Below are 19093 nucleotides of genomic sequence, written 5' to 3' on the forward strand. Positions count from 1 at the left end.
GGGCTACTCGACGGGCTACTTGACGACCGTCAGCGGCAGCAGCTTCTTGCCCGTCGGGCCGATCTGGATGTGGGTGTCCATCTGCGGGCACACGCCGCAGTCGAAGCACGGCGTCCAGCGGCAGTCCTCGACCTCGGTCTCGTCCAGCGCGTCCTGCCAGTCCTCCCAGAGCCAGTCCTTGTCGAGACCGGAGTCCAGGTGGTCCCAGGGCAGGACCTCCTCGTAGGTGCGCTCGCGCGTGGTGTACCAGTCGACGTCGACGCCCATCTGCGGCAGCGTCTTGTCGGCGCACTGCATCCAGCGGTCGTACGAGAAGTGCTCGCGCCAGCCGTCGAAGCGGCCGCCGTCCTCGTACACCGCGCGGATGACGGCGCCGATCCGCCGGTCGCCGCGCGAGAGCAGGCCCTCGACGATGCCGGGCTTGCCGTCGTGGTAGCGGAAGCCGATCGAGCGGCCGTACTTCTTGTCGCCGCGGATCTTGTCCCGGAGCTTCTCCAGGCGCGCGTCCGTCTCCTCCGCCGACAGCTGCGGGGCCCACTGGAAGGGGGTGTGGGGCTTCGGGACGAAGCCGCCGATGGAGACCGTGCAGCGGATGTCGTTCTGCCCGGAGACCTCACGGCCCTTGGCGATGACGTTGACCGCCATGTCACCGATCTGGAGGACGTCCTCGTCGGTCTCGGTGGGCAGACCGCACATGAAGTACAGCTTGACCTGGCGCCAGCCGTTTCCGTAGGCCGTCGCGACCGTACGGATCAGGTCCTCCTCCGAGACCATCTTGTTGATGACCTTGCGCATGCGCTCGGAGCCGCCCTCGGGGGCGAAGGTCAGACCGGAGCGACGGCCGTTGCGGGTCAGCTCGTTGGCCAGGTCGACGTTGAAGGCGTCCACGCGGGTCGACGGCAGCGACAGGCCGATCTTGTCCTCGGTGTAGCGGTCCGCCAGGCCCTTCGCGATGTCACCGATCTCGGTGTGGTCCGCGGAGGACAGCGAGAGGAGGCCGACCTCCTCGAAGCCGGTCGCCTTGAGACCCTTCTCGACCATCTCGCCGATGCCGGTGATGCTTCGCTCCCGCACGGGGCGCGTGATCATGCCGGCCTGGCAGAAACGGCAGCCGCGGGTACAGCCGCGGAAGATCTCGACGGACATCCGCTCGTGGACCGTCTCGGCAAGCGGGACCAGCGGCTGCTTGGGGTAGGGCCACTCGTCGAGGTCCATGACGGTGTGCTTGGACACGCGCCACGGCACGCCGGAGCGGTTGGGCACGACGCGGGCGATCCGGCCGTCGGCCAGGTACTCGACGTCGTAGAAGCCCGGGATGTAGACCGAGCCGGTCTTGGCGAGCCGGAGGAGGACCTCCTCGCGGCCGCCGGGGCGGCCCTCGGCCTTCCAGCCCCGGATGATCTCGGTCATGTCGAGGACGGCCTGCTCGCCGTCGCCGATGATCGCCGCGTCGATGAAGTCCGCGATCGGCTCGGGGTTGAAGGCCGCGTGGCCGCCGGCGAGCACGATCGGGTGGTCGACGGTGCGGTCCTTCGACTCCAGCGGGATGCCCGCCAGGTCGAGGGCCGTGAGCATGTTGGTGTAGCCGAGCTCGGTGGAGAAGCTCAGGCCGAAGACGTCGAACGCGCCGACGGGACGGTGGCTGTCGACCGTGAACTGCGGGACGCCGTGCTCGCGCATCAGCTCCTCGAGGTCCGGCCACACGCTGTACGTGCGCTCGGCGAGGACGCCCTCGCGCTCGTTCAGTACCTCGTAGAGGATCATGACGCCCTGGTTGGGCAGACCGACCTCGTACGCGTCCGGGTACATGAGCGCCCAGCGGACGTCGGCGGACTCCCACGGCTTGACCGTGGAGTTCAGCTCTCCACCGACGTACTGAATCGGCTTCTGCACGTGCGGGAGCAGAGCTTCGAGCTGCGGGAAGACAGACTCGGCAGCAGACATCTCGAACCTTCGTGAGCTGGCAGGGGGCGACTCTCAAGCGTACCCGGTGCTCAGTGGCTCAGTTTCGCCCTCGATTTCGGGGCCGACGCCTTGGCCCAGGCCTTGGGGAACGCGCGCTCCCCGGCCGCTCCGGCCGCTTCCTCCTGGCCGTACAGAAGTCCCCAGGTGAACGCGGACTCCCCCGCCGCGTGGGCCTGGATGGCGAGGGTGCGCAGAGCGTCGCGGGCGACGACGCTGTCCTGGTGGTCGCCGAGGACGGTCTGGACGGCCTTCACCCGTTTCGCGAGGCGCTTGGCGGGCTTGCCGAGGGTCGGGGTGGCGGCCTCCGCCGCGTAGCGGGCGCGCTTGGCCGCCTTGCGGGCCTCGTGCATCGCGAGGTCGCGGTCGTGTCCCGAGGGCAGGGCGAGGGCGTGGTCGACGCGGCCGGCGAGGCGGTCGTGGTCCTTGAGGACGGCCTGGGCGAGGACCGGTGCCGCGTCCTTCGCGGCGGCCTTCAGGAGGGGCGGGTCGGCGAGCAGTGCGTCCAGGGTGGCCAGGAGCGCGAGGTGGCGCGCGGAGTCGAGTGCGGCGAGGGCGGTGCGCCGGGCTCCCCCGCCGTGGGCTGCGTTCCAGATGCGGAGCCGGGAGCGGACGGGGCCGAGGACGAGGGTGCGGGGCAGCGCGTCGATCCGGTCGGTCAGCCGGGCGAGGAGCACCTCTTGGTCGCGGGCGACGCCGAGTTCGCCGGCGAGCCATTTGAGTTCCTCGCCGACGGGGTCGGTGACGGTGCGGTCGAGGACCTTGCGGTACGTCTTGAACGCGCTGCGGAGGCGGCGAGTGGCGACGCGCATCTGGTGGACGGAGTCGGGGAGGTCGCGGCGGACGGCGGGGTCGAGGGCGACGATCGCGTCGACCTGCTCCCGTACGTAGGCGAGGACGCGGCCGCCGGCGGTGTCGTCACCCGGCGGGGCGACGGGTTCCGGGGCTCCGCCGCCGCCCGTCTCGTCGAGGGCCCTGGACAGTTTCGAGGGGGACGACGACGGGCGGATGCCCGCCTTCTTCAGGCGCTTCTCGACCGCGTCGAGGACGGCGGGGTCCGCGTCGTCCGCCAGTTCGACCTCGATCTCGGTCCAGGAGGTGTCGGGGCCCTTCGGAAGGCGCTCGGCGTGGACCGCGTCCACCGACACCTCCGCCAGGAGCGCGCCCGCCTCGTCCACGAGGTGCTGGACGTTCCGGGAGGAGCGGAGGCGGACGACGGGGACGACGTCCTCGTCGCGGACGCGGGAGCGCAGGAGCTTCGCCAGGGATGTCGGGAGCGTGTCGGCGAGCGGGGCCCTGATCTCGTCGCGGATCCCGGACGCGACCGGGAACTTGAGGTGCCAGCCCGCGTCCTCGCCGCCCGTGCGACGGCGCAGGGTGAGCGAGTCGGCGGCCAGCCGCAGGCCGGGTGTGTCGTAGTACACCGCGTCGAGTTCGGCGACTCCCCGGTCCCGTACGGACGCGACCCCGGCCGCCCGCGTCAGGTCCGGCAGCTCCGTCCGGCCCGTGGCTTCGTACTTCCGCTCGATCTCGCGCTTCGTCTCCGCCATGAATCGAATCTAGACGGGAAGTGAACGGAAGGGCAGAGGACGTCAGGCTGTCATCGGCCGCTGCACCCTGATCGACTGGAGCAGTCCGATCGCCACCCACACCGCGAACATCGACGAACCGCCGTACGAGACGAACGGCAGCGGGAGGCCCGCCACCGGCATGATCCCGAGCGTCATCCCGATGTTCTCGAAGGACTGGAAGGCGAACCAGGCGATGATCCCGGCGGCGACGATCGTGCCGTACAGCTCCGTGGTCTCGCGGGCGATCCGGCAGGCACGCCACAGGATCACGCCGACGAGCGCGATGATCAGTCCGCCGCCGAGGAAGCCGAGCTCCTCGCCCGCGACGCTGAAGATGAAGTCGGTCTGCTGTTCGGGCACGAACTGGCCGCTGGTCTGGTGGCCGTTGAAGAGTCCCGCGCCGTACAGGCCGCCGGAGCCGATCGCGATGCGCGCCTGGTTGGTGTTGTAGCCGACACCTGCCGGGTCGAGCTCGGGGTTGGCGAAGGCGGCGAAGCGGTTGATCTGGTACTCGTCGAGCACTCCGAGCGCGGCGACGAGGGCGGCGCCGACGGCCCCCGCGCCGATGAGCCCGAGGACCCATCGGTTGGAGGCGCCGGAGGCGAGCAGTACGCCGAGGACGATGACCGCCATCACCATGACCGAGCCGAGGTCCGGCATCAGCATGACGATCGCCATGGGCAGGGCGGCGAGGGCCAGCGCCTTGGCGACGGTCCGGTGGTCGGGGTGCACCTGGTCGCCCGCGTCGACCTTGGCGGCCAGCAGCACCGCCATGATCAGGATGATCGTGATCTTGACGAACTCGCTGGGCTGGAGCGAGAACCCGCCGCCGATGACGATCCACGCGTGGGCGCCGTTGATGGTCGCGCCGAGCGGGGTGAGGACCGCGAGGATCAGCAGGATCGAGATGCCGTAGAGGATCGGCACCGCGCCGCGCAGGGTGCGGTGGCCGAGCCAGATCGTGCCGATCATCAGGGCGAGCCCGATGCCGGTGTTGAGCGAGTGCCGGAACAGGAACGCGTACGGGTCGCCGCCGTTGAGCTCGGTGCGGCCGCGGGTGGCGGACCAGACGAGCAGCGCGCCGAGGAAGGACAGGGCGAGCGCGGAGAGCAGCATCGGCCAGTCGAGCCGGCGCAGCACCGAGTCGCGGGCGGCGAGCTTGGCCAGCGTGCCGCGCTCGGGGGCGTACCGGGAGACGGAGAAGCCGTGAGGTGTCATCGGTTCAGTCCCTCTGCCAGGCGGGCGAGCCCGCGAGCGGCTGCTGTCCGTCGCCCTGCTTGTCCGGGTCGACCAGCTGCGAGTCGGGGTCGTACGGCTTGACCTCCGGGGCGTCGATGGAGCCGTCCGCCTGGACCTTCGGCAGCGTCTGCTGCGGCTGGGGCAGCAGAGCGCGCTTGAGGTCCTGGTTGCCCGCGTCGTCGAGGCCGTAGAGGGCGTCGTAGATGTTGCGCACGGCGGGGCCGGAGGCGCCGGAGCCCGTACCACCCTGGGAGATCGTCATGACGATCGTGTAGTCGTCGGTGTAGGTCGCGAACCAGGAGGTGGTCTGCTTGCCGTAGACCTGGGCGGTACCGGTCTTGGCATGCATCGGGATCTTGTCCTGCGGCCAGCCGCCGAAGCGCCAGGCGGCCGTGCCGCCGGGCTCGACGACGGAGCGCAGGCCCTTGTCGATGTCGCTGATCGTCTGGGCGTCGACCGGGAGCTTGCCGTGGGGCTTGGGCTTGATCTCCTCGACCTTCTTGCCGTCGGGGCTGATCACGGCCTTGCCGATGGTGGGGTTGAAAAGCGTGCCGCCGTTGCTGATGGCGCTGTAGGCGGTGGCCAACTGGATGGGGGTGATGAGGACGTCGCCCTGGCCGATGGCGAAGTTGATGCTGTCGAAGGCCTTCAGCTGGTTGCCTTCGAGGCAGCTCTCATAGGCGATCTGCTCGACGTAGGTGCCGCCTTTCTTGCCCTGCTTGCACCAGGCGTCCTTGTTCGCCTCCCAGAAGCTCTTCTTCCACTGACGGTCCGGGATGCGGCCCTTGACCTCGTTCGGCAGGTCGATGCTCGTCTCGGAGCCGAATCCGAAGTCGTGGGCGGTGCGGTAGAACCAGTCGTTGGCGTCCTTCTTGGGGCTGAGGCCGCCGTCGCGCTGCCACTCCTGGTGGCCGAGACGGTAGAAGACGGTGTTGCAGGAGAACTTGAGCGCGTCGCCGAGGGTGATGGGGCCGTGGCCCTGGGACTCGAAGTTCGCAAAGCTCCGGCCGCCCATGCTGTAGGAGCTGCTGCAGTTGTAGCGGTCGTTGAAGTCGTAGCCGGCGCGCACGGCCGCGCTCGCCGACACCACCTTGAAGACGGAGCCGGCGGGCGCCTGGCCCTGGATGGCCCGGTTGAGCAGCGGGTAGTTGGAGTTCTTGTCGGTGAGCTGCGCGTAGTCCTTGGCGGAGATGCCGCCGATCCAGGCGTTGGGGTCGTAGTCGGGCTGGGAGGCCATCGCGACGACGCGGCCGGTCTTGGACTCCATGACGACGACGGCGCCCGCGTCGGCCTCGTACTTGCGCCCGGTGATCTTGTCGGTCTCCCCCCGGACGGTCTTCATCGCCTGGTGGAGCTCGTACTCGGCGACGGCCTGGACCCGGGCGTCGATGCTGGTGACGACGTTGGAGCCGGGCACGCCCGGGTCGGACTCGGTCTGGCCCATGACGCGGCCGAGCTTGTCGACCTCGTACGAGGTGACGCCCGCCTTGCCGCGCAGCTGCTTGTCGTACGTGCGCTCCAGGCCCGAACGGCCGACCTGGTCGGAGCGCAGATGCGGCGAGTCGGTCTCCTTGGCCTTCTGGATCTCCTCGTCGGTGACCGGCGAGAGGTAGCCGAGCACCTGCGCGGTACGGGCGTTGCCGGGTGCGGCGTAGCGGCGTACGGCGGCGAGTTCGGCAGTGATGCCGGGGAAGTCCTCGGTGCTCTCCCGGATCCGCAGGGCCTGCTGTGTGGTGGCCTCGTCGGTGATCGGGATCGGCTGGTAGGGGGAACCGTTCCAGCAGGGCTGCGGGGTCTCGGAGTCGCAGAGCCGGACCTTGTCCATGACGTCCTTGGGCTTCATGCCCAGGACGCCGGCGAGACGGGTGAGGACGGCCTTGCCGTCGTCCTTCATCTTCATCAGGTCGGTGCGGGACGCGGAGACCACGAGGCGGGTCTCGTTGTCGGCGAGGGGGACCCCGCGAGCGTCGAGGATGGAGCCGCGGACGGCGGGCTGGACGACCCGCTGGACGTGGTTGCTCTTGGCCTCGTCGGTGTACTCCTTGCCGTTGCGGATCTGGAGGTACCAGAGGCGTCCGCCGAGGGTGAGCAGGAGGGAGAAGACGAGGATCTGGATGACGACGAGCCGGATCTGGACCCTGGGTGTCCGCCCGGTCTCCGGGATGTTGCTCATACTGCCGGTGCCCCCTGGCTACGGTCGCTCGGTCACAGTCGCTTGACTCCCTTGATGCGTCCGGCACGTGACGCTCTGGTACGGGCCGCCTTGACGCGCAGTCCGCCGCGCTGGCTGCCGATCCGCAGGCCGGTGCCGGAGGAGAGCCAGCCGGAGGCGACGTCGGTGCCGCCTCCGCCGGCGTCGGCGAGCGGGTCGTTCTCGGCACGCCTGGCCAGAGCCATGATCAGCGGCACGGTGAAGGGCGCGAGGAGCAGGTCGTAGACGGCCGCGGTGAACAGCAGGAAGCCGAGGCCGACGTGGCGGGCGGCGGTGTCGCCGACGAGGGCGCCGACGCCCGCGTACAGCAGGGTGGTGCCGATCGCGGCGGCGACGACCACGGCCATCGGGCCGGTGGCGGACTTCAGCTTGCCGTTCTCCGGGCGGGCGAGACCGGCGAGATAGCCGATGACGCAGAGGACCAGGGCGTAGCGCCCTGCGGCGTGGTCGGCGGGCGGGGCGAGGTCGGCGAGGAGGCCGGCCCCGAAGCCGATGAGGGAGCCGCTGACCGGCCCGTACACGAGCGCGAGGCCGAGGACGGTCAGCAGGACGAGGTCGGGTACGGCGCCGGGGAGCTGGAGGCGGGCGAGGACGGAGACCTGGATGACCATGGCCACCACCACGAGGGTGGCGGAGAGGAGGATCCGGTTGAACTTCATGGACTACTCCCCCTGCTGGTTCTGTCCGTCGGCCTGCTGCTCGTCCTCGGGTTTCTGGCCCTGCTCCGGCTTCCGTGCGGACTGCTCACCCTGCTCCGTCTGCTGTCCGGCCTGCTCGCCGTCCGGTGGCGGTGGGGTGACCGTGACGGTAACGGTCGGTGCGGGCTTGGGCTTGGGCGGCAGGACCGTGTCGCGGGGGTTGGTGCGCGGTGCCTGGACGACGACGCCGACGATGTCGAGCTTGGAGAAGCCGACGTACGGGCGGACGTAGATGTTGCGGGTGAGGCCGCCGCCCAGCGGGTCGACGCGGACGACCTCGCCGACCGGGACGCCGGGCACGAAGGGCTTGTTCGCCTGCGAGCCGAAGGTGACGAGCCGGTCGCCGGGCTTGACCTTCGCCTTGCCGTTGAGGAGCTGGACGAGGAGCGGCCCGTTGCCCTGGCCGGTGGCGAAGCCGAGTTCGTCCGAGTTCTCCATGCGGGTGCCGACGGTGAAGTCGGGGTCGCTGGCGAGGAGGACGGTCGAGGTGGAGGGCCCGACGGTGGTCACGCGGCCGACGAGGCCGGAGCCGTTCAGTACCGTCATGTCCCGCTCGATGCCGTCGTTGGCACCGGCGTCGATGGTGACGGTCCAGGAGAAGCCCTGGGCCGCTCCTATGGCGATGACCTCGGCGCCCTTGATGCCGTACTGGCCGGCGCCGGCCGTCTTGAGCAGGGTGTCGAGCTCGCGGACGCGGCTGCGATTGCGGTCGTCGCTGCCGAGCTTCGCCTTGAGGGCGGCGTTCTCGCGCTCCAGCGCGGCGATCCGGGTGTGCCGCTCGCCGGAGTCGCGTACGGCTCCTATGGCGTTGCCGATGGGATCGACGGCTGCCGCGACGCCGTTCTCGACCGGGCCGAAGACCGCGGCGGCTGCCTGCCGGGCACCGTCGACGGGTGACTCCTCGCCGCCGCGGATGTCCACCGTGATCAGTGCGAACGCGATGGCGACCAGCAGTACCAGGAGCAGCCGGCTCTCTCGTGTGTCCCTCACGTGCGGCGGCCGTGCCTTTCCTCTTGGTTCGGTTGTTCTGTGCGGTTCTTACCGTTTGCCGGTTTTTGCCGTTATATCAACGATCGGCTGTACGGGGGTTCTTGCCACCCGTACAGCCGATTCGTCCTCGATCCGTTATCGGCGGGGCTGCGCGTCGAGGACCTGCTGAAGGGCCTCGAACTCCTCCACGCACTTGCCGGAGCCCAGCGCCACCGAGTCCAGCGGATCCTCGGCGATGTGGATCGGCATCCCGGTCTCGCGGCGCAGCCGCTCGTCCAGGCCGCGCAACAGGGCGCCACCACCCGTGAGAACGATGCCGCGGTCCATCACGTCACCGGAGAGCTCGGGCGGGCACTTGTCGAGCGTCGTCTTCACGGCGTCGACGATCGCGTTGACCGGCTCCTCGATGGCCTTGCGGACCTCGGCGGCCGAGATGACCACGGTCTTGGGCAGACCGGAGACGAGGTCACGGCCGCGGATCTCGGTGTGCTCGTCCTTGTCGAGGTCGTACGCCGAGCCGATGGTGATCTTGATCTGCTCGGCGGTGCGCTCGCCGAGGAGGAGCGAGTACTCCTTCTTGATGTGCTGGATGATCGCGTTGTCGAGCTCGTCGCCGGCGACGCGGATGGACTGTGCCGTGACGATTCCGCCCAGCGAGATCACGGCGACCTCGGTGGTGCCACCGCCGATGTCGACGACCATGTTGCCGGTCGCCTCGTGAACCGGGAGGCCCGAGCCGATGGCCGCGGCCATGGGCTCCTCGATGATGTGCACCTGTCGGGCGCCGGCCTGGGTGGACGCCTCGATGACGGCGCGGCGCTCCACTCCGGTGATACCGGAGGGCACACACACGACGACCCGGGGGCGGGCCAGGTAGCGGCGCTTGTGGATCTTGAGGATGAAGTAGCGGAGCATGCGCTCGGTGATCTCGAAGTCGGCGATCACACCGTCCTTCAGTGGCCGGACGGCGACGATGTTGCCGGGTGTCCGGCCGATCATCTTCTTCGCCTCGGCGCCGACCGCGAGGATGCCGCCGGTGTTGGTGTTGATCGCGACGACGGACGGCTCGTTCAGAACGATGCCTCGACCCCTGACGTACACCAGCGTGTTGGCGGTCCCGAGGTCGACAGCCATGTCACGGCCGATGAACGACATTGAGTTCCCCTTGTTTCCCATGAGGATGCGTCGGGCCTTCCCAATTGGAGCGTTGACGGCTTCTCAGGTCGGCGAGGTGGTGTTTCCGGTGCTGCGGCGTGGAGTTTTCCATCGTAGTGCCGCCCACCCGGATACCGCGCGGCGGTCCACCTCTGTATAGGTGACGGTAGGACGCTGCGATGCGTTCCCGGTCAAAGCGTTCATATGCCTGGGGGCGACCGAAATTCCTTCGGTCGCCCCAGGTGGTTGCGGTGGATGGCTGACAGCGGGTCAGCCCCCGGTCACGCCAGGCCGGGGAAGAAAATCTTCAGTTCCCGAATGGCGGACTCCTCGGAGTCCGAGGCGTGGATGAGGTTCTCCCGGACGATGGTGCCGAAGTCCCCGCGGATGGAGCCGGGGGCGGCGGCGATCGGGTCGGTCGGGCCGGCGAGGGTCCGCAGACCCTCGATGACGCGCTCGCCGTCGACGACCAGGGCGACGACGGGGCCGGACTGCATGAAGCCCATGAGCGGCTCGTAGAAGGGCTTGCCCTTGTGCTCGCCGTAGTGCTGCTCCAGCGTGTCCTGGCTCAGCTCACGCAGTTCGAGCGCGGAGATGGTCCAGCCCGCCTTGCGCTCGATACGGCCGATGATCTCGCCGATCAGGCCACGGCGGACGGCGTCGGGCTTGAGCAGGACGAGCGTGCGCTGGCTCACGGTAGAGACTCCTTCACATGCGGGGTGCGGGATTCAGAGGCTACAGGGCGCTCACCGCTGTCGATTACGCAGCGTCAAGCCCTGCAGGGAGCTACCCCGCCTCCGGCTCCGCCTCGGCCTGCGCGGCCCAGCGGGCCTTCGCCGCGTCGATGATGCGGCCGTAGTGGATCGAGGCCCACCACAGGGCGGCGAAGGTCGCGCCCAGGAAGAACATCATCGGCACCACGAACCCGCTCGCGACGAGGGCGATCTGCAGCGCCCAGCCGAGCTGGAGCCCGCCCGGGCGGGTGATCATCCCGCACAGCAGCACCGACACCAGCATGGCGATGCCGCAGACCCACCAGACCGTGGCCATCGACAGGCTGTCGTCCTTCATGGCGACGAGCCCGGCGAACCCGATCACGAAGAACTCGCCGATCAGCGTCGAGGCACAGAGCGTACGCATCGGATTCAGCGCCTTCCGAGGAGCAGCCGGGCGTCGCCGACCGTGAAGATCGAACCGGTCACCAGGACGCCCGCGCCCGCGTACTCGTCCTCTTCCTCCGCCAGCGTGATCGCCGCCTCGATGGCGTCGTCCAGCCGCGGCTCGACGACCACCCGGTCGTCGCCGAAGACCTCCACGGCGATCGCCGCGAGCGTGTCCACGTCCGTCGCGCGCGGGCTGGAGTTCGCCGTGACGACGATCTCCGCGAAGATCGGCTCGAAGGCCTCGAGCAGGCCCTTGGCGTCCTTGTCGGAGCTGGTGGAGACCACGCCGATGAGCCGCGAGAAGCCGAACGACTCGCTGATGCCGTCGGCCGTCGCCCGCGCGCCGTGCGGGTTGTGCGCCGCGTCCAGGATCACCGTCGGGGAGCTGCGGACGACCTCCAGGCGGCCCGGGGAGGCCACCGAGGCGAAGGCGCGGCGGATCGTGTCGATGTCCAGCGTGCGGGCGTGCTCCGCGCCGATGCCGAAGAACGCCTCGACCGCCGCGAGGGCGACCGCCGCGTTGTGCGCCTGGTGCGCGCCGTACAGCGGCAGGAAGACGCCCTCGTACTCGCCGCCGAGCCCGCGCAGGGTGAGCAGCTGGCCGCCGACCGCGATCTCGCGGGAGACCACGCCGAACTCCATGCCCTCGCGGGCCACCGTCGCGTCGACCTCGACGGCCTTCTTCAGCATGACCTGGGCGGCGTCCACCGGCTGCTGGGCCAGGATCACCGTCGCGCCCTGCTTGATGATCCCGGACTTCTCGCCGGCGATCTCGCCGGGCGTCTCGCCGAGACGGTCGGTGTGGTCGAGATCGATCGGGGTGACGACGGCGACCTGGGCATCGATGACGTTGGTCGCGTCCCAGGTACCTCCCATGCCGACCTCGACGACCGCCACGTCCACCGGGGCGTCGGCGAAGGCCGCGTACGCCATTCCGGTGAGGACCTCGAAGAAGGAGAGCCGGAACTCCTCGCGGGAGTCGACCAGCTCGACGTACGGCTTGACGTCCTGGTACGTCTCGATGAACCGCTCGGCGGAGATCGGAGCGCCGTCCAGGCTGATCCGCTCGGTGATCGTCTGCACGTGCGGCGAGGTGTACCGCCCGGTGCGCAGGTCGAACGCGGTGAGCAGGGCCTCGACGATGCGGGCCGTGGACGTCTTGCCGTTCGTGCCCGTGATGTGGATCGAGGGGTACGCGCGCTGGGGCTCGCCGAGGACGTCCATCAGCGCCGCGATCCGCGTCACCGAGGGCTCCAGCTTGGTCTCCCCCCAGCGGGTCGCCAGCTCGGTCTCCACCTCGCGCAGCGCCTTGTCGACCTCCGGGTCGGCGGGCCGGGCGGGCACGGGGTCGCCCTGGGGCGGACCGGCCTGCGCGCGCAGGGTGCGACTGCCGGCCTCGATCACCGCCAGGTCGGGGTCGCGGTCGGTCTCTTCGGCGACGATGTCGTCGAACTGGTCGGACGGGTCGGACGCGTCGAACTGGTCGCGGGGCTCACTCACGGACCCAGTCTACGGAGGGGCACCGACAGGACCATGGACCCACCCCTTTCGGGACTTTCGCCCCACCGTCCGCCGAACCGGCCCGGCAGATGTGGCGATCATGCTCCACGCGCGCGTGGAGCCGCCGGGTGGCGGAGCGCCGGCGGCTACGAGAGGGCGAAGCCCGTCGGCAGCAGGGCCGTCACCGTGTACGTGTCGCCGTCCGGGCCGGCCGAGAGGCTGCCGCCCATGCTGGTGACGCGCTCCTCCATGGAGAACAGGCCCGTGCCCGTCGAGACGGGGGCGCGGTCCGGCGGGGTGTCGGGGAGCGGGTTGCGGACCTCGATGCGCAGATCGGGTCCGGTCACCGAGATCGCCACGGTCACCGGCAGGCCCGGCGCGTGCTTGGCCGCGTTCGTCAGGCACTCCTGCACGACCCGGTGGACGGCCGTCTGCCGGAGCGGCGACAGCTCCTTCGCCGCCTCGGCGACCGTGAGCTCGACCGGGCTGCCCATCCGCTCGCTCTCCTCCGCGAGCGCGGCCAGCCCTTCGAGACCGGGCGTCGCCGCTCCCCCGTCCGCCCTCCGCACGATCGTCTCGTTCAGCATGTGGTGGGCGCGCCGCGCGGTGTCCGCGAGCTCCTCGAAGTCCTTCATGTGCGCCTCGCCCCGGGCCCGTACGGCGAGCACCTCGGCCCGCACGGCGAGCACGGTCAGCTCCCGGCCCACCAGGTCGTGGACGTCCCGCCCGACCGAGATCCGCTCCTCCTGCACCGCCTGCCGCGCCGCGGCCTCGGCGCGCTGCGACTCCAGGGCGCGCACCAGGTCCTGCCGGTACGCGGCGATGCCGACGCCGGCCGCGAGCACGCCGATCGGGACGACGAGGCTGAGGAAGTCGCTGAGCGTCTCGCCGTGCCGGGCGTCGGGCCAGCCGGGCGTGTGGAACAGGGCGTAGGCCACGGCCACGTACAGCACGGTGGCGACGACGGCGACCTTGCGGCCCCGGAACCGGCCCAGCGAGTACAGCGCGAACTGAATCATCGTCAGCTCGTGCAGCCAGCCCATCAGGGCGAGCGCCACGAGGTACGGGATCCACGGCAGCCGGCGCCGCAGCACCAGCGTGGCCGCGCCGGACGCCAGGACGAGGGTCGCGGTGACGCCGGTCAACGAGTTGTCGGCGCGCGCGAGCCCGGGCACGTCCAGGACCATCAGGCCGAAGGCGCTGACCGCGGCGATGACGTCGAGGGCGGGCGGCGAGACGGCCCACCGGTCCACGCGGCGGCGCAGCGCGGGGAAGGTGGGGAGGCGGGACATGCCCTCCATCATCCAATGGCCTTTGGGCCCGGCAGCATGGACTTTGGTCACAAGTCGTGTGATGTCAGGCACTCCGGACAAAGGGCGAGGAATGGCAAAGGGCCCGGAACCGAACGGTTCCGGGCCCCTCACCTGCGCTTACGGGCGCTTACGCCTGCGGCAGCCGCTCCAGCTGCGCCTGGATACGGGCGATGTCCTCGTCCGCCTTGGCGAGCCGGGTACGGATCTTGTCGACCACGTTGTCCGGCGCCTTCGCCAGGAAGGCCTCGTTGCCGAGCTTCCCGTTGGCCTGCGCCTTCTCCTTCTCGGCGGCGGCCAGGTCCTTCGCGAGGCGCTTGCGCTCCGCGGCGACGTCGATCGTGCCGGACAGGTCGAGCGCGACCGTGGCCCCGGCGACCGGCAGGGAGGCGGTGGCGGAGAAGCCCTCGCCCTCCGGCTGGAGCCGCAGCAGCTGGCGGATGGCCGCCTCGTGCGGGGCGAGCGCGGTGCCGGTCAGGTCCAGACGGGCGGGGACCTTCTGGCCGGGCTGCAGGCCCTGGTCCGAACGGAACCGGCGGACCTCCGTGACGACCCGCTGGACGAGCTCGATCTCCTTCTCCGCGGCCTCGTCGCGGAAGCCCGAGTCGGTGGGCCAGTCGGCGATGACGACGGACTCCTTGCCGGTGAGCGTGGTCCAGAGCGTCTCGGTGACGAACGGGACGACCGGGTGGAGCAGCCGCAGCATCACGTCCAGGACCTCGCCGAGGACCCGGCCGGAGACCTTGGCACCCTCGCCGCCGGCGAAGAACGTGGTCTTCGACAGCTCGACGTACCAGTCGAAGACCTCGTCCCACGCGAAGTGGTAGAGCGCGTCGGCGAGCTTCGCGAACTGGTAGTCGTCGTAGAACGCGTCGACCTCGGCGACCGTCTTGTTGAGCCGCGAGAGGACCCAGCGGTCCGTCGCGGACATCTCCGACGGGTCCGGCAGCGGACCCTCGACCGTCGCGCCGTTCATCAGCGCGAAGCGCGTGGCGTTCCAGATCTTGTTGGCGAAGTTCCGGGACGCCTTGACCCAGTCCTCGCCGATCGGGACGTCGACACCCGGGTTGGCGCCGTTGACCAGAGTGAAACGGACGGCGTCGGAGCCGTACTCGTCCATCCAGTCCAGCGGGTTGACCGCGTTGCCGAAGGACTTCGACATCTTCTTGCCGAACTGGTCGCGGACCATGCCGTGCAGGGCGATGGTGTGGAACGGCGGGGTGCCGTCCATCGCGTAGAGGCCGAACATCATCATCCGGGCGACCCAGAAGAAGAGGATGTCGTAGCCGGTGACCAGGACGGAGTTCGGGTAGAACTTCGCGAGGCTGTCGGTCTGCTCCGGCCAGCCGAGCGTCGAGAACGGCCACAGGCCGGACGAGAACCAGGTGTCCAGGACGTCGGTGTCCTGGTGCCAGCCCTCGCCGGTCGGCGCCTCGTCGTTCGGTCCGACGCAGACGACCTCGCCGTTCGGGCCGTACCAGACCGGGATGCGGTGGCCCCACCACAGCTGGCGCGAGATGCACCAGTCGTGCAGGTTGTCGACCCAGTCGAAGTACCGCTTCTCCATCTCCTGCGGGTGGATCTTGACCTTGCCGTCGCGGACCGCGTCACCGGCGGCCTTGGCGAGCGGGCCGACCTTGACCCACCACTGCATCGACAGGCGCGGCTCGATGGTGGTCTTGCAGCGCGAGCAGTGGCCGACGGAGTGGACGTACGGACGCTTCTCGGCGACGATCCGGCCCTCGGCGCGCAGCGCGCCGACGATGGCGGAGCGGGCCTCCAGCCGGTCCAGGCCCTGGAAGGGGCCGTGGACGGTGATGACGGCGTGCTCGTCCATGACGGCGATGCTCGGCAGGTTGTGCCGCTGGCCGATCTCGAAGTCGTTCGGGTCGTGGGCGGGCGTCACCTTGACGGCGCCGGTGCCGAACTCGGGGTCGACGTGCTCGTCGGCGACGACCGGGATCCGGCGGCCGGTCAGCGGCAGCTCGATCTCGGTGCCGATCATGTGCTTGTACCGCTCGTCGTCCGGGTGGACGGCGACGGCGGTGTCACCGAGCATCGTCTCGGCGCGGGTGGTGGCGACGACGATGGACGCGTCGCCCTCGCCGTACCGGATGGAGACGAGCTCACCGTCGTCGTCCTGGTACTCGACCTCGATGTCGGAGATGGCCGTCAGACAGCGCGGGCACCAGTTGATGATGCGCTCGGCGCGGTAGATCAGCTCGTCGTCGTAGAGCTTCTTGAAGATGGTCTGGACGGCCTGGGACAGGCCCTCGTCCATGGTGAAGCGCTCACGGGACCAGGCGACGCCGTCGCCCAGGCGCTTCATCTGGCCCGAGATCTGACCGCCGGACTCGCCCTTCCACTGCCAGACGCGCTCGACGAACGCCTCGCGGCCCAGGTCGTGGCGGGACTTGCCCTCCTTGGCGAGCTCGCGCTCGACGACGTTCTGGGTGGCGATGCCGGCGTGGTCCATGCCCGGCTGCCACAGCGTCTCGTAACCCTGCATCCGCTTGCGGCGGGTGAGGGCGTCGATCAGTGTGTGCTCGAAGGCGTGGCCCAGGTGGAGCGAACCGGTGACGTTCGGCGGCGGGATGACGATGGTGTACGGCGGCTTCTCGCTGTTCGCGTCGGCCTCGAAGTAGCCCCGCTCTACCCAGCGCTCGTACAGCTTCCCCTCTACTTCGGCCGGCGCGTACTGGGTCGGCAGTTCGGGGGTGGCTGCTGTCTGCTGCTGAGTGTTCTCGGTCACGGGGTCAGTTTAGGGGTGCCGCAGGGTTGTCCTGAAACTCGATTTTGACTGCTCCCCTTCCTGAGTGGAGGGGATTCCCTCTTTCAGGGCTGAGCGGGGATTTCTGGCTCACGCTGCCTGGGGGGACGGCGTCCCGTCAGGTCTTCCACGATCAGCGCCAGCCGGGGCCAGACCAGCCCGGACAAGCATCACACGCGCGGAGTTCTTGTCTCTTGGAAAGGACATTCCACAGGCGGTGCAGGTGTACGTACGCTCCCCCAGCGGTAGTGCGTGCTTGGCTCTCGCTCCGCACTGCGCGCAGTCCATCGTGGTGTGCGCGGGATGTACGAGGTACACGGTGCGCCCGTGCTTGTGGCCCATCTCGACCAGGGCCTTCTTGGTCGCCCCGATGGCGGCGTCGGCGGCCTTGCGAGCCATGGAGGTCTGGGCGGGGAACTTCGGCCGGAAGTCCTCCACGGCCAGGGCGTCGTGATCGCGGACTACACGCTTGGCCCACTTCCGGGCGGTGTCCTGCCGCTGTCGGGCGACCTTCTTGTGTACCTTCGCCGCCTGCCGCTGAGCAGCTCTGTATCCCCTGGACTGGGCTTTGCTCCTGGGCTGTCGACGGCGGGACATCATCCGCTGATACCGGGCCAGACGAGCGGCAGCCTTCTTGCCGTGCTCGGCGTGGGGAAGGTCGTGGGCGTCGCTCGTGGTGGTCGCGGTCTCCTTCACGCCCCAGTCCACCCCGATCACCCGACCCGTTTCGGGCAGGGGTTCGGGCTGAGCGGCCACGACGAAGGAGGCGTACCAGTGGCCGAGCCCGTCGCGGTACACGCGCACAGAGGATGGGTCGGCGGGCAGGACCCGGGACCACACCACTGTCAGGACGATGCCGCCCACCAGATGCAGACGACCGTCCCTCACCCGGAACTTGCGCCGTGTGTAGTTCAGGCTGGGAGCGGCCTCACGCTTCCTCTTGTACTTCGGCATCCCGGCGCGGCGGTGCATCGGCAGCCGGTCCTTGATGTCTTTCTGCGCCTTGGCGCGAGACTTGCCGAAGTCCCAGATGATCTGCTGCTGAGCAACCGAGGACCCTTCACGCAACCAGGGCGTGCGGGCCCGGGCCTCGGTCAGTAGTTTGTGGAGCTGCGCGGGACCGCAGGTGCGCTTGCTCTCACCCTCGGGAAGTCTCTGGTTGTGGGCGTGCGTGTCCTTCGACTTGGCCACACACTCGTTCCAGATCCACCGGCATCGCGCCCACTCCGCTTCGAGCGCATCGAGCGCGGTGGACGAGACGCGAAGTCGGTACGTGTACCTGGCGTGTCTCGTGCCGCTCGCGGTCTGATCCATCACACCCGCCCCCTCTCGAACGGTCTAACGAGTGACCCCGGCAGTGGTCACGCGTTCGCAGTTCGAGCATGTACGCCTTCCGGCAGCGTCACAGCCGTGAACCAATCCACACCCCGGCACTCCGGACCGTCCGAGGTTCCGACAGGATGTTCGCTACGCATAAACATCCTGTGAGGGGAACCTGTCCATGAGTTACAACCAGCCGGGTCCGTACGGCGGTCAGCCTCAGCAGCCCGGACCGTACGGTCAGCCGGGCCAGCCCGGTCCGTACGGCCAGCCGCCGCAAGCGCCGCAGCCCGGCTATGGGTACCCGCAGCAGGCGCCGCAGGGCGTGCCGCCGCAGCAGCCCTACGGCTACCCGCAGCAGCAGCCCCAGCAGCCCGGTCCGTACGGCCAGCCTCCGCAGCAGCCGCCCTACGGCCAGGCGCCCGGCGGCTACATGCCGCCCCCGCCGCCGGCTCAGGGCGGTGGCAAGAAGGTGGGCCTGATCATCGGCGCGGTCGCGGTCGTGGCGGCGATCGGCGTCGGCGCGTACCTGGTGTTCGGCGGTGGTGGCGGCAACGGCGCCGTCGCCGACGACACCAAGGGCTACAAGGTGACCCCGGCCTCGTCGATCGGTGAGTACAAGATCAGCGGCAGCCCGAAGCCGGTCACCATGACCGACAAGCAGAAGGCGAACGCGACTGCCATGGGGGTCACGAACCCTCAGATGGTCGCGGCCGAGTACAAGGCCGGGGACTCCTCCGACCCGATGAAGGCCAAGAGCATGAGCCTGAACGGAACATGGGGTGAGATCTCCGACCCGGAGAAGGCCATCGACGGCGGCTTCGCCAACTACTCGAAGAAGGAGAACAAGGAGCTCGACGAGGACGGCCTCAAGCTCGAGCCCGTCGGGTCCCCGGAGGAGAAGACGCCCGCCGGCTTCGAAGGGGCACTGATGAAGTGCCAGTACCTCAAGTTCTCGAACCCGGCCGGTGACGGCTCCGCCGAGAAGGGGCCCAAGGAGTTCCAGATCCCCACGTGCATCTGGTCCGACTACAGCACCTACGGCGTGGTCAGCGTCATGGACACGGCCGGTGCCATGCTCGGCCAGTCGCCGTCCCTCGACCAGGTGGCCGAGCTCACCGCCCAGCAGTACAAGGCGTCGCGCTCCAAGGTCTGATCCCCGGGCCCTGCACACACAGGGGCGCCCGGCCGGTTGTCGTCAAC

14 protein-coding genes are annotated in these 19093 nt (G+C 69.5%); 1 reads left to right on the forward strand and 13 read right to left on the reverse strand.

Annotated elements, in window-relative coordinates; translation table 11 throughout:
- Positions 1-15 precede the first annotated feature (15 nt).
- From ACFV9D_RS32330 to ACFV9D_RS32390, 13 genes are all read right to left on the reverse strand, one after another.
- The gene (locus ACFV9D_RS32330) at positions 16-1944 is read right to left on the reverse strand and encodes a TIGR03960 family B12-binding radical SAM protein (RefSeq protein WP_385154190.1); all 1929 of its coding nucleotides are present in this window, start codon (positions 1942-1944) and stop codon (positions 16-18) included.
- A gap of 50 nt (positions 1945-1994) precedes the next feature.
- A complete protein-coding gene (locus ACFV9D_RS32335; RefSeq protein WP_385154193.1) occupies positions 1995-3512 on the reverse strand; it encodes a CHAD domain-containing protein in 1518 nt (505 codons plus the stop codon).
- A 42-nt stretch (positions 3513-3554) separates the two neighbouring features.
- Positions 3555-4751: a rod shape-determining protein RodA gene (gene rodA, locus ACFV9D_RS32340; protein WP_385154196.1), complete on the reverse strand. Its 1197-nt coding sequence runs from the start codon at positions 4749-4751 to the stop codon at positions 3555-3557.
- Between the two features lie 4 nt (positions 4752-4755).
- Positions 4756-6945 (reverse strand): penicillin-binding protein 2, encoded by a 2190-nt coding sequence (mrdA, locus tag ACFV9D_RS32345; RefSeq protein WP_385154199.1) that lies wholly within the window; start codon positions 6943-6945, stop codon positions 4756-4758.
- A 32-nt stretch (positions 6946-6977) separates the two neighbouring features.
- Positions 6978-7643 carry a rod shape-determining protein MreD gene (mreD, locus tag ACFV9D_RS32350; RefSeq protein WP_385154202.1) on the reverse strand — a complete coding sequence of 222 codons (666 nt, stop codon included), beginning with the start codon at positions 7641-7643 and terminating at the stop codon, positions 6978-6980.
- A 3-nt stretch (positions 7644-7646) separates the two neighbouring features.
- Positions 7647-8672 (reverse strand): rod shape-determining protein MreC, encoded by a 1026-nt coding sequence (mreC, locus tag ACFV9D_RS32355; RefSeq protein WP_385154205.1) that lies wholly within the window; start codon positions 8670-8672, stop codon positions 7647-7649.
- A gap of 135 nt (positions 8673-8807) precedes the next feature.
- Positions 8808-9827, reverse strand: coding sequence for a rod shape-determining protein (locus ACFV9D_RS32360; RefSeq protein WP_017239313.1), 1020 nt, complete (start codon positions 9825-9827; stop codon positions 8808-8810).
- Between the two features lie 281 nt (positions 9828-10108).
- Positions 10109-10522 carry a nucleoside-diphosphate kinase gene (gene ndk, locus ACFV9D_RS32365; RefSeq protein ID WP_385154208.1) on the reverse strand — a complete coding sequence of 138 codons (414 nt, stop codon included), beginning with the start codon at positions 10520-10522 and terminating at the stop codon, positions 10109-10111.
- 91 nt (positions 10523-10613) lie between these two features.
- Entirely contained in the window at positions 10614-10967 is a 354-nt protein-coding gene (locus tag ACFV9D_RS32370) for a DUF4233 domain-containing protein (RefSeq protein ID WP_385154211.1), read from the reverse strand.
- Positions 10968-10972: 5 nt separating this feature from the next.
- Positions 10973-12490, reverse strand: coding sequence for a bifunctional folylpolyglutamate synthase/dihydrofolate synthase (locus ACFV9D_RS32375; protein WP_385154213.1), 1518 nt, complete (start codon positions 12488-12490; stop codon positions 10973-10975).
- Between the two features lie 146 nt (positions 12491-12636).
- The gene (locus ACFV9D_RS32380) at positions 12637-13782 is read right to left on the reverse strand and encodes a sensor histidine kinase (protein WP_385154216.1); all 1146 of its coding nucleotides are present in this window, start codon (positions 13780-13782) and stop codon (positions 12637-12639) included.
- A gap of 148 nt (positions 13783-13930) precedes the next feature.
- Positions 13931-16552, reverse strand: a complete 2622-nt coding sequence (locus ACFV9D_RS32385) for a valine--tRNA ligase (protein ID WP_385154219.1) — start codon at positions 16550-16552, stop codon at positions 13931-13933.
- A 108-nt stretch (positions 16553-16660) separates the two neighbouring features.
- A complete protein-coding gene (locus ACFV9D_RS32390; RefSeq protein ID WP_385154222.1) occupies positions 16661-17884 on the reverse strand; it encodes an RNA-guided endonuclease InsQ/TnpB family protein in 1224 nt (407 codons plus the stop codon).
- Positions 17885-18071: 187 nt separating this feature from the next.
- Between ACFV9D_RS32390 and ACFV9D_RS32395 the strand changes: the two genes are divergently transcribed.
- On the forward strand, positions 18072-19046 hold the full coding sequence (locus ACFV9D_RS32395; RefSeq protein WP_385154225.1) for a hypothetical protein: 975 nt from the start codon (positions 18072-18074) through the stop codon (positions 19044-19046).
- Positions 19047-19093 lie beyond the last annotated feature (47 nt).

Origin of the sequence: Streptomyces sp. NPDC059875 (assembly GCF_042731085.1) — a bacterium.
GTDB lineage: Bacteria > Actinomycetota > Actinomycetes > Streptomycetales > Streptomycetaceae > Streptomyces.

Coding starts and splice junctions, on each gene's coding strand:
- ACFV9D_RS32370 (WP_385154211.1), bottom strand. CDS start 10,967: ATGCGTACGCTCTGTGCCTCGACGCTGATCGGCGAGTTCTTCGTGATC.
- ACFV9D_RS32395 (WP_385154225.1), top strand. CDS start 18,072: ATGAGTTACAACCAGCCGGGTCCGTACGGCGGTCAGCCTCAGCAGCCC.
- ACFV9D_RS32360 (WP_017239313.1), bottom strand. CDS start 9,827: ATGTCGTTCATCGGCCGTGACATGGCTGTCGACCTCGGGACCGCCAAC.
- ACFV9D_RS32330 (WP_385154190.1), bottom strand. CDS start 1,944: ATGTCTGCTGCCGAGTCTGTCTTCCCGCAGCTCGAAGCTCTGCTCCCG.
- mrdA (WP_385154199.1), bottom strand. CDS start 6,945: ATGAGCAACATCCCGGAGACCGGGCGGACACCCAGGGTCCAGATCCGG.
- rodA (WP_385154196.1), bottom strand. CDS start 4,751: ATGACACCTCACGGCTTCTCCGTCTCCCGGTACGCCCCCGAGCGCGGC.
- mreD (WP_385154202.1), bottom strand. CDS start 7,643: ATGAAGTTCAACCGGATCCTCCTCTCCGCCACCCTCGTGGTGGTGGCC.
- ACFV9D_RS32380 (WP_385154216.1), bottom strand. CDS start 13,782: ATGTCCCGCCTCCCCACCTTCCCCGCGCTGCGCCGCCGCGTGGACCGG.
- ACFV9D_RS32390 (WP_385154222.1), bottom strand. CDS start 17,884: ATGGATCAGACCGCGAGCGGCACGAGACACGCCAGGTACACGTACCGA.
- ACFV9D_RS32335 (WP_385154193.1), bottom strand. CDS start 3,512: ATGGCGGAGACGAAGCGCGAGATCGAGCGGAAGTACGAAGCCACGGGC.